At 68.6% G+C, this 10,411-nt stretch carries 10 protein-coding genes; 3 read left to right on the top strand and 7 right to left on the bottom strand.

Going from position 1 to position 10,411, the window contains the following annotated elements; genetic code table 11:
• Positions 1 to 59: 59 nt before the first annotated feature.
• The gene (locus O0J15_RS19305) at positions 60 to 1,574 is read right to left on the bottom strand and encodes an acetyl-CoA hydrolase/transferase family protein (protein WP_021202957.1); all 1,515 of its coding nucleotides are present in this window, start codon (positions 1,572 to 1,574) and stop codon (positions 60 to 62) included.
• A 385-nt stretch (positions 1,575 to 1,959) separates the two neighbouring features.
• Here O0J15_RS19305 and glnE point away from each other — a divergent pair, with 385 nt between their 5' ends.
• Positions 1,960 to 4,755 carry a bifunctional [glutamate--ammonia ligase]-adenylyl-L-tyrosine phosphorylase/[glutamate--ammonia-ligase] adenylyltransferase gene (gene glnE / locus O0J15_RS19300; RefSeq protein WP_308306129.1) on the top strand — a complete coding sequence of 932 codons (2,796 nt, stop codon included), beginning with the start codon at positions 1,960 to 1,962 and terminating at the stop codon, positions 4,753 to 4,755.
• 104 nt (positions 4,756 to 4,859) lie between these two features.
• On the opposite strand, the gene O0J15_RS19295 is transcribed toward glnE, so the two are convergent.
• From O0J15_RS19295 to O0J15_RS19270, 6 genes are all read right to left on the bottom strand, one after another.
• Positions 4,860 to 5,420 (bottom strand): queuosine precursor transporter, encoded by a 561-nt coding sequence (locus O0J15_RS19295; protein WP_308306128.1) that lies wholly within the window; start codon positions 5,418 to 5,420, stop codon positions 4,860 to 4,862.
• A gap of 76 nt (positions 5,421 to 5,496) precedes the next feature.
• Positions 5,497 to 6,009 carry a hypothetical protein gene (locus O0J15_RS19290; RefSeq protein ID WP_308306127.1) on the bottom strand — a complete coding sequence of 171 codons (513 nt, stop codon included), beginning with the start codon at positions 6,007 to 6,009 and terminating at the stop codon, positions 5,497 to 5,499.
• A 33-nt stretch (positions 6,010 to 6,042) separates the two neighbouring features.
• Entirely contained in the window at positions 6,043 to 6,546 is a 504-nt protein-coding gene (locus O0J15_RS19285) for a hypothetical protein (protein WP_031269949.1), read from the bottom strand.
• Positions 6,547 to 6,565: 19 nt separating this feature from the next.
• Complete coding sequence (locus O0J15_RS19280; protein ID WP_155028859.1) at positions 6,566 to 7,417, bottom strand: DUF2145 domain-containing protein; 852 nt, start codon at positions 7,415 to 7,417, stop codon at positions 6,566 to 6,568.
• A gap of 48 nt (positions 7,418 to 7,465) precedes the next feature.
• On the bottom strand, positions 7,466 to 7,696 hold the full coding sequence (locus O0J15_RS19275; RefSeq protein WP_049443513.1) for a hypothetical protein: 231 nt from the start codon (positions 7,694 to 7,696) through the stop codon (positions 7,466 to 7,468).
• A 153-nt stretch (positions 7,697 to 7,849) separates the two neighbouring features.
• On the bottom strand, positions 7,850 to 8,809 hold the full coding sequence (locus O0J15_RS19270; protein ID WP_180877747.1) for a mitochondrial fission ELM1 family protein: 960 nt from the start codon (positions 8,807 to 8,809) through the stop codon (positions 7,850 to 7,852).
• Positions 8,810 to 8,935: 126 nt separating this feature from the next.
• Between O0J15_RS19270 and O0J15_RS19265 the strand changes: the two genes are divergently transcribed.
• Entirely contained in the window at positions 8,936 to 9,526 is a 591-nt protein-coding gene (locus tag O0J15_RS19265; protein WP_005415046.1) for a malonic semialdehyde reductase, read from the top strand.
• Between the two features lie 86 nt (positions 9,527 to 9,612).
• Positions 9,613 to 10,320, top strand: coding sequence for a YceI family protein (locus O0J15_RS19260; RefSeq protein ID WP_005415047.1), 708 nt, complete (start codon positions 9,613 to 9,615; stop codon positions 10,318 to 10,320).
• Positions 10,321 to 10,411 lie beyond the last annotated feature (91 nt).

The following is a 10,411-nucleotide window of genomic DNA, read 5'->3' as shown; positions in this document are numbered from 1 at the left end:
CCCCCCCCCCCCCCCCCCCCCCCCCCCCCCGGCCTCTACCCGATGTCCGGACCCTGGGGTCAGCCCTTCATCGTTCCGGTATCCAGCCAGCGCTGGTGCCACGACAGCGCTTCCGGCAGCAGATGCGGGGTGTGCTTGCCGTAGCTCTCGCGGCTGGCACGGTCGAAGTAATCCTGCAACTGCGGGCGGAAATCCGGGTGCGCGCAGTTGTCGATCAGCACCTGCGCGCGCTTGCGCGGGGTCAGCCCGCGCAGGTCGGCCAGGCCCTGTTCGGTGACGATCACCGACACATCGTGCTCGGTGTGATCGACATGGCTGGCCATCGGCACGATCGCCGAGATGGTGCCGTTCTTGGCGGTGGACGGGCTCAGGAACGCTGACAGGAAACCATTGCGGGCAAAGTCACCCGAACCGCCGATGCCGTTCATGATGCGCGTGCCCATCACGTGCGTCGAATTGACGTTGCCGTAGATGTCCACCTCGATCATGCCGTTCATGCCGATGCAGCCCAGGCGGCGCACCAGTTCCGGATGGTTGGAGATTTCCTGCGTGCGCATGATGATGCGCTCGCGGTAGAAATCGATGTTCTCCTTGAACGTCTCGTTGGCCTGCGGGCTCAGCGCGAAGCCGGTGCACGAGGCGTAGCTCAGCACGCCATCGCGCAGCAGGTCGAGCATGCCGTCCTGGATCACTTCAGTGAACGCGGCCAGGTCGCGGAAACCGCTTTTGGCCAGGCCGGCCAGCACCGCGTTGGGGATGTTGCCCACGCCCGACTGCAGCGGCAGCAGGTTCGGCGGCAGGCGGCCCTTCTTCACCTCGTGCTTGAGGAACTCGATCAGGTGCGAAGCGATCTGTTCGCTGGTTGCATCGATCGGGCTGAACGGGCTGTTGCGGTCCGGGCCGTTGGTACGCACCACGGCCACGATCTTGTCCGGGTCGCAGCGCAGCGCGGTATCGCCGATGCGGTCGTTGGCGTTCACCAGCGGAATCGGCTTGCGGTGCGGCGGCAGCGCGGTGCCGTAGTAGATGTCGTGCATGCCGTCAACGCCGGCCGGCTGCCATTCGTTGACCTCGACGATCACCTTCCTGGCCAGGTCCAGCCAGGTCTTGTTGTTGCCGACCGAAGTGGAGGGCACCAGCGAACCGTCCTCGCGGATGGCCGATACTTCGATCACGGCGGTGTCGATCTCGCCGTAGAAACCGAACCACACGTGCTGGGCAACGTGGCTGAGGTGGATGTCGATGTAATCCAGCTTGCCCTCGTTGATGCGGTTGCGCGCGTCCGGGTCGCTCTGGAACGGCATGCGCATGGCGATGCCATCGGCCTTGGCCAGCGCGCCATCGAGTTCCGGCGCGGTCGACGCGCCGGTCATCAGCTTGATCTGGAAGGGATTGCCCTGGGCGTGCACCGCTTCGATGCGGCGGGCCAGTTCCACGGGAACGGCCTTGGGATACCCGGAGCCGGTAAAGCCGCTCATGGCCACGGTTTCACCGGGCTGGATCAGCGCGGCTGCGGCCTCGGCGGAGACCACGCGGTCACGGAGACGCGCGTTGGCGATGCGATCAACAGACATGACGACAGTGTTTCTGGGGGGAATCCCGATTATCGGCCATCCTCATCCGTACGGGGGGTTCTACCTTCGTGGAATGGCTTTTCCCCCAAGGGGCTCACCCATACCCATCGGTTCTGTTTTGCAGTGCAGCGTGCAAAGTGCTTTCGCAGCCCGCACGATGGCCCTGCATCCCGACGTGGGGGAGGGAGCAGAGCCCGCTGGCAGTTCGCTGCAAGCGGGCTTTTTTATTGCCTGTCGCCCAGTATGAATGCGCGGCCTCCATTATCGGTAGTGCCGGCCGCTGGCCGGCAACTGCAGCAACCTTCGGCAGGATCATGGGATCTGCCGGCCAGCGGCCGGCACTACCGGGTCCGTCGCGTCCCGACCGGGTCGATACAATCCGCCCATGACCCTCGCCCCCGCTGACCTGCCCGCCTCCCTGCAGCCCCTTGTCGACCGCGCCCTGGCGCGCCTGGCCCAGGTCCTGCCCGAGCCCGTTCCTGCCGAACTGCTGCCGCTGCTGACCCGACTGGCGGTGGCCAGCGACTTCGCGCTGGACACCCTGGTGCGGCAACCGGCGCTGCTGGCGCAGCTGGCTGCCCCCGGCTGCCCGCCGATCCCACCACCGGTGCTCGATCCGCTGCAGCCCAGCGACTGGCCGGCGCAGATCCGGCGCTGGCGTACTGCCATGTCGACGCGGCTGATCTGGCGCGACCTGGCTGGGCTGGACGACGTGGCGCAGACGCTGGCTGGCGCCACCACCCTGGCCGAGGACTGCCTGCGGCTGGCGCTGGACGCGCTGCAGCAGGAATTCGCCCAACGCCACGGTGTGGTCCGCGATGGCGAAGGCGCCGCGCAGCAGCTGGTGGTGTTCGGCCTCGGCAAGCTCGGCGGCGGCGAGCTCAACTTCAGTTCCGATATCGACCTGGTCTACGCCTACCCGCACGGCGGCGAATCCGACGGCCCGCGCGCGCTGGCCGCCGAAGAGTATTTCGCCCGCCTCGGCCAGCGCCTGGCCAAGCTGCTGGACGAAACCACCGTCGATGGCTTCAGCCACCGCGTTGACCTGCGCCTGCGGCCGTTCGGCAGCGCCGGCCGCGTCGCGCTGTCGTTCGCGGCGATGGACCAGTATTTCCAGCGCGAAGGCCGCGACTGGGAGCGCTACGCATGGCTGAAGGCGCGCGCGGTAGCCGGCGACATCGCCGCCGGTGAGGCGTGGCTGCAGACCCTGCGCCCGTTCGTGTACCGCCGCTACCTCGATTTCACCGCGCTCGACGGCCTGCGCGAGATGAAGGCGGCGATCACCGCCGAAGTCGCGCGCCGCGAGCTGCACGAAGACATCAAGCGCGGCGCCGGTGGCATCCGCGAAATCGAGTTCCTGTGCCAGGCGCTGCAGCTGATCCGCGGTGGCCGTGAGCCGGCGCTGCGCGAGCGCCGCCTGCTGGTGGCACTGGACGCGCTGGTGGCCGCGGGGCAGATCGCGCCCGAGGATGGCAGCGCGCTGCGTGACGCCTACCTGTTCCTGCGCCGGCTGGAGAACCGCCTGCAGATGCTGCGCGATGCGCAGACCCACGTGCTGCCCAGCGACGCGCTGGACCGCGCGCGCATCGCCGTCGGCCTCGGCTACCCGGACTGGGACGTGCTGCGCGCGGCATTGGCCGAACAGCAGCAGCGGGTCAGTACTGAATTCGCCGCGCTGCTGGCGCCGCGCAAGGGCCAGGCTGCGCCCGACGCGCTGGCCAACTACTGGCGCAGCCTGCCCGAGGGCAGCAACGCGCCGTTGCTGGCGGAAGCCGGTTTCCTCGATGCCAATGGCGCCGATCAGTCGCTGCGCGATTTCGCCCAGGGCACCGGCGTGAAGTCCCTGTCCGACGCCGCGCGTGCACGGCTGGATCGCGTACTGCCGGCGCTGCTGCATGCGGCCACGCGCTCGCCGCAACCCGATGCCGCGCTCAAGCGCGTGCTTGGCCTGCTGCAGGCGGTGCTGCGCCGGACCAGCTATCTCGCGCTGCTGGACGAACAACCGAGCGCGTTGGCGCGGCTGGTGGATGTGCTGGCGCGCAGCGCGCTGCTGGCCGAGCGGCTGGCCGCGTACCCGCTGCTGCTGGACGAACTGCTGGACGTGCGCGTGTCCGGACCGATGCCCGATGCGGCCGGCATGCTGGCCGAGTGCCAGCAGGTGCTGGCGGTGGAAGACCCCGAATCCGCACTGCGCTGGCTCAACGAGACGCGGCTGGCGCTCAGCTTCCGCATGGCGATGGCCACGCTGGACGGTCGACAGGGCGCAGTGGACAGCACGCGGCAACTGGCCGAGCTGGCCCAGGCGGTGGTCACCACCGTGCTGGCGATGGCCGAAGCGGACATGCGCGCGGCACACGGCGTGATTCCTGGTGGGCGCTTCGCGATCATCGGCTACGGCAGCCTCGGAGGGCTTGAGCTGGGCTTCGGTTCCGACCTGGATCTGGTATTCCTGCACGACAATCCGGCCGGCGTGGAGGCCAGCGATGGCGCACGTCCGCTGGAACCGGGGCGCTGGTATGCGCGGCTGGCGCAGAAGGTGATGGCGCTGCTCGGTGCGGTCACCGCCGCCGGCCGTCTGTACGACATCGACGTGCGCCTGCGCCCGGATGGCGGCAAGGGTTCACTGGTGTCTTCGTTGGCCAGCTACACCGAATACCAGCGCGAACGCGCGTGGACCTGGGAACACCAGGCCTTGGTACGTGCACGCGGCGTGGCCGGTGATGCCAGCCTGCTGGCCGATTTCGAACAGGTGCGTGCACAGACGCTGGGCCGCGAACGCGATCCGGCCACGCTGTATGCCGATGTGTTGAAGATGCGTGGCCGCATGCGCACCGAACTGGACCGCAGCGATGCTGCGCGACTGGACCTGAAGCAGGGTGCCGGTGGCGTGGTGGACCTGGAGTTCCTGCTGCAGACCGGCGTGCTGGCGCGTAGTGCGCAGCATCCCGCGCTGCTGCAGCCGCGCGATACGCCGTCGTTGATAGATGCGCTGGCGGTTGCGGGCTTCCTGCCCGGTGCCACCGCGCAGGCACTGCATACCGCGCATGCCACGCTGCTCGACGTAGGCCTGGCCTGCACGCTGGACCGGCGCCCGCGACTGGCACCGACCACGCCCGCGATTGAAGACGCGTGTGCGGCGATTACGGCGGCGTGCCGAGCGGCGGCGTTGCCGTTCGGGTGATGGGTGCACCCATTAGAACAATTGCCCGGGGATGATCCGCTGTTGGTAGGTACCGACCGTGCTCATGTGCCATCCAAGGTTGGCACCCACCAGAGCATGTGCGTTCAGCTGGTGGCGCGCAGCGGCGACATCTTCCACAGCAGCGCGCGGAACGGGGCCAGCAGGCACACGCCGATCGCCAGCTTCACTGCCAGGTCGCCGGCGGCCCAGCTCACCCACGGTAGCGCGGAGCCGGCAAACGCGATCGACCAGAAAATGGTGGTATCCACCGTCGCGCTGCAGGTCGTGGCCACCATCGGTGCGCGCCACCAGCTGCCGCGGCGCAGGCGGTCGAACACGGTGATGTCCAGCAGCTGGGCCACGATGAAGGCCGAGCAGGAGGCAATGGCGATGCGCGGGGTGGCCACCCAGATCGACAACAACACCGCCACCGCGAAGCCGATCCACGCCACGCGGCGCGCCGGGCCCGGACCGAAGCGGCGGTTGATCAGGTTGCTGACCAGGAACGCGACCGGATAACTGAAGGCACCCCAGGTCAGCCAATCGTTGATCGGGTACTGCACCAGCACGTTGGACAGCAGCACCACCGCGCCCATCGCCAGTACCGCCAGCACCAGGGCGCGCGGGGTCAGCGGGGCAAACAGAGGGGCAGGACGCACGGACATGGCGAGCCAGGGGGGAGAAAGGGGATCACCCATTATCCGCCCGGGCCGTGGCAAAACCAAAAACGGTCGTTCAGCTTTACAGCGCTTCACTCATCATGTCACCGGCGGCGTAGGCGGTGGGGACGTAAGCCAGGGCCTGGCCCTGCGCGCTCTTCACGGTCCAGCCGGCACCGGCCTCGGTGGGCTCGAAATGCACCCGCTGGCCGACCACGAAGGCCGCCGTCTGGTCTTCATGTACGCGCGCCGGCCAGCGCAGGGTGGCGGTCTGATCGGCCTTGTCGGGCACCTGCAGCTGTACCTGGCGCTCGCCCTCCGGCGTGGTCTCCACCTTCTTCACCTCCATCGGCGGCAGCGGCACGGCCTTGGTGCGCGTGGCCCGGCCGTTGCGTTCGCTGGCCTTGAACGGCGCCTTGGACAGTTCGGACAGGCCCGCCGATGCAGCGAGCGGCACCGAGACCACGATCAGCGAGGTGATCAGCACGCTGGCCTCGCTGCTGTTCAACTGCGGCGCGGCGCCGGCATGGACGGTGGGCGCCAGCAGCGCGGAGAGCAGCAATGCAGAAGCGGGAACGCGCAGGCAACGGAACATGGAGACCTCCTGGTCAGGGGGGGAGACGGCGGCTCAGCGCCGGGTATCGAAGATATCGCGCGGGCCGGTGGCCTCGGGCAGGTACTCCAGCGGGCGGCCCTGGTTGTCCTTCAGCTGCCAGCCCTGGTCGTTGCCGGTTGGCTCGAAATTCACGGTCTGGCCCACGGTGAACTGCACGGCCGGGTCGCCGACGCCGCGCGGATACTGCATCGATGCGGTGTTCTGCGGATCGTTGGCATCACGCAGCAGCACTTCGCGGCGGCCATCCACGGTAGTGGAGATGGCACTCACCTCCATCTGCGGCAGCTTGATCTGCTGCGGGCGGGCCAGCGGCTGGCCGGCGTCGGCGGCATCCTGCGCTTCCTTGGCCGCTGCAGCGCGGGCCGAGGCCACCATCTGCGTGGACATTTCCAGGCTTGGTCCCTGCGGGCCCGGGTCGTGGATGATCACGATGCGGCGTTCGGCGTGGGCGGCCGTGGACCAGGCCAGGCCGGTGACGATCACCATCGACAACACAGAGGTAAGCAGCGGACGCATGTCGTTCTCCTTGCGGGATTCAGGGCGTGGCGGCAGTGGCACCGGCCACCGGCACATGGGGGATCACCAGTTCCTGCTGCAGCTGGCTGCGCTGGTGCAGGAAGTCGAACACCGATTCCACCGTCACCACCGAATAGTTGCCGGAGATGCGTTCGCCGGCTGGATGGTCGGTGGTGGTGGCGTTGGCTACGAACAGGCGCGCACCCACGCGCTTGCCGAGGCCGATATGCAGCACGCTGGGCTGGTACTTCTGGCGGCGCAGCCACTGCTGTGCCTGTTCGCGCTTGACGATGGCCGGCGCGCCTTCGGCCTGCGCCATCGCCGCCGCCAGCACCTCCAGCACCCACTGGTTGGAGTTCTGGTAGTCGGTGGCGAACGGGTAGGCGACCACGTTGTACCTGGTTTCGTGCAGCGCCTTGGGCTGGATCGAGGGCGGCACCAGCATCGCGCGCAGCGCTGCACGCAAGGGGGCCGACGGCACGCCGATGCGCAGGTCGGTATGGCCGCCGCTCTCGCCGACGAAGTTGCCGAGGCCCTCGTGGTACAGCTGCGAGCTGTCGGTCTTGCAGCGGTTGAGCAGGTGCATCGCGCGCCAGCGGCCGTCGTCCTCGCGCAGCAGGAAGGCCAGGTGGCTGTGGCGCAGGCCGTAGCGGCTCAGGTCCTGGCCACCGCGCGCGGCCACCACCACGTCCACATCGGGCAGCGCGTCCAGGCGTTCGGCGGTGGTCCAGGCCACGTCCAGCATCGCCGCCTGCGACGCCACGCTCGGGTAGCGCTCGCGGCAGGCGGTGCTGTCGGCCCAGGCCGGTGCGGTCGCCAGTAGGCTGGCGATCAGCAGCGCGGCACGGGGCAGGCGGGCAAAACGATCCATGTCGGTACCTTCAGCGGCGGGCAGGCCCGCGCGCCGATCATACGCTGCTCAGCGCAGCGGGCGGTCCACGCCCTTGCGCTTGAGTTCCCTGTCGCAGGCATCGCTGATCGGCGCGATCGGCAGCGGCGGGCGCTCGCCCGTCTTCGGATCGCGCAGCGCCGGTTGTTCGCGATACGCGTCCAGCTGCTGCTGGCACTGATAGGAGATCGGGTCCAGCTCGGTGGGCGCGGTCGAACACGCGGCGAGCAGGGCCAAGGGCAGCAGGAGCAGGGTACGCATGAAGGCATTCGGTCCGGTGGGGGGCACCGGACTCTAACGGTATGGGCAGATTGAAATGTTCAGAAATCGCTGTGCATCCCGGTAGATGCCGGCCACTGGCCGGCATCGGCGGTGTTCGGTAATGCGCACAGCGTTGCCGGCCAGCGGCCGGCACTACCCCAATGCCAGGCGCTGCTTCACTTCCGCCGCTACCCGCGCAGTCTCGCGCAGTGGCTCGATGCGGTCGTACTGCCAGTCCAGCCAGTGCGGCTGCAGGCGCCCGCGCTCGCGCAGCTGCTGCTGGAAGCGGGCCAGCCGGCCCTGCGCGGTCTCGGCCAGCGCCACCATCACCGGCATGCGCGTGGCGCAGGCTTCAGAGAGCAGGTTCACCGAATCGGGCGAGACCACCACGCGGTTGGCCCAGCCGAGCAGGCCGCCATAGGGATTGGTACCGTCGCCACCATCGCCCCAGATCACGTGCGGTAGGTTGGCGAACTTCGCGCGCAGGATCTCGGCCAGGGCCGGCGGCGTGCGTCGCGAGGTGGTTGCCAGCAGGCTGCCGCCTTCATTGCGGATCTGCTCGGCCAGCGCCTGGAATACGCCGACCATCGCGTTCTCGTCCCACGGTGCCAGCGGCGTCGGCCCGCCCACCAGCAGCGCCGTGCGCGGGCCAGGCAGGGTACTGAAGCCGGCGAACGCGGCGCGGCCCCAGGCCAGCCAGTCGTCGTCCACCGGGTTGAGGCTGCCGAGCAGGGTGAGCACGTTGCTGCCACGCAGGGCATCGTGTTCGGGCACCACCACCACGTCCCAATGGCGGGCGCTGATGCGCGGGTCGAGGATCTGCACCACCTGGCTGCCGCGTGCGCGCAGCACGCGCAGGGCACCGGCGGCCTGGCGGCCACAGCCGATCGCCAGCGCCGGGGCCTCGGCAGCCAGTGTCGCGAAGGCCTCGCCATAGCCATTCACATCGCCGGGCAGGCGCCGCGGCGACAGCCAGCGCCAGGGTGCGCGCGGTTGCAGGAGCAGCGGTCGGTGGGTGCCCTGGCGCAGTGCCGAGGCCAGCGCGACCGCCTGGCGGACATTGCCCGCACGGCCGTCGGTGACCGTCCATGGCGCGCTCGATCGTTTCACCATTGGCATTAATTCGTTTCAGCCCTGCTGGGTGTTGCAACAGTCGCGACACTCTACACTGCGGCTCGTCGTTTCGCCCCGCGCCGCCCGCGGGCACTGACTTCCTTTCGCCGCCCTGGAGATCCACCGATGTCCCACGCGCTCGACGCCGCCGCCCTTGATCAGCTGTTCCGTACGGCCCGCACCCAGAACGCCTTCCTCGACAAGCCGGTCCCCGAGAGCCTGCTGAAGGAACTGTACGACCTGGTGAAGTGGGGCCCCACCGCGGCCAACACCACGCCGGCGCGCTTCGTCTTCGTCACCTCGAAGGAGGCCAAGGACAAGCTGGCCCCGGCGCTGTCCGAAGGCAACCTGGCCAAGACCATGGCCGCGCCGGTCACCGTCATCATCGGTTTCGACCTGGACTTCCACGAGAAGCTGCCGTACCTGTTCCCGCACACCGATGCCAAGGCCTGGTTCGACGGCCCGCAGGAAGGCCGCCACGAAGCCGCCATCCGCAACGGCAGCCTGCAGGGTGCCTACCTGATCCTGGCTGCGCGCGCGCTGGGCCTGGATGCCGGCCCGATGTCCGGCTTCGACCCGGCCAAGGTCGACGAAGCCTTCTTCGCCGGCACCTCCATCAAGTCGAATTTCCTGGTCAACCTGGGTTACGGTGATCCGGCGGGCCTGTTCCCGCGCCTGCCGCGCCTGTCGTTCGACGAAGCGGCGCGCATCGCGTAAGTCGCTGTATCGGTTTCGGGCCCGCTGTTCCGCGGCGGGCCATTGCTGCACCGTGTACCCACCCTACGATCCGGAGAGTTCCTCAGATGAGCGCCACCCGTAAACTGCTGCTGCCGCTGGCCCTGACCCTGGCCATCGCCGCCTGCTCCAAGCCGGCCGACACCGCGGCCCCGGCTGCCGATGCCGCCGCCCCGGCCACCACCGAGCAGGCTGCCACCCCGGCTGCCGATGCCGCTGCTGCCGCGCCGGCTGCCGAAGCGATCAAGATCGCCTCGGGCACCTACAAGCTGGACCCGAGCCACACCGACGTGCTGGCGCAGTGGAGCCACTTCGGCTTCTCCAACCCGAGCGCGCACTTCGGCAATGTTGAAGGCACCCTGGTGTACAACGCCGAAGACGTGACCAAGTCCACCGTGGAAGTGAAGCTGCCGCTGAGCGGCCTGAACAGCTTCACCGCCAAGTTCGACGAGCACCTGAAGAGCGCCGACTTCTTCGACGCCGCCAAGTTCGCCGATGCCACCTTCAAGAGCACCAAGGTGGAAGCGGCCGGCACCAACAAGCTGACCGTCACCGGCGACCTGACCATCAAGGGCATCACCAAGCCGGTCACCCTGGACGTCACCGTCAACGGCGGCGGCGAGCACCCGATGGCCAAGGTTCCGGCGGCTGGCTTCGATGCCACCACCACCCTGAAGCGCAGCGATTTCGGCGTCGGCGCCTACGCCCCGAACGTCAGCGATGAAGTGAAGATCCGCATCACCACCGAAGCCACCGGCGAAAAGCCGGCGGCTTGATGCACCCAGCTCACTCGTCGTGAGAAGGCAGAAGGCCCGCTGAAAAGCGGGCCTTCTTTTCTGGGTTCCGGTAGAGCCCGCCGCGGGGCGG

The organism is Stenotrophomonas sp. Sm10 (genome assembly GCF_030985515.1).
Lineage (GTDB): Bacteria > Pseudomonadota > Gammaproteobacteria > Xanthomonadales > Xanthomonadaceae > Stenotrophomonas > Stenotrophomonas hibiscicola.
The sequence above is the reverse complement of the archived record's forward strand: the minus strand, read 5'-3'. Positions and strand labels throughout refer to the sequence as shown.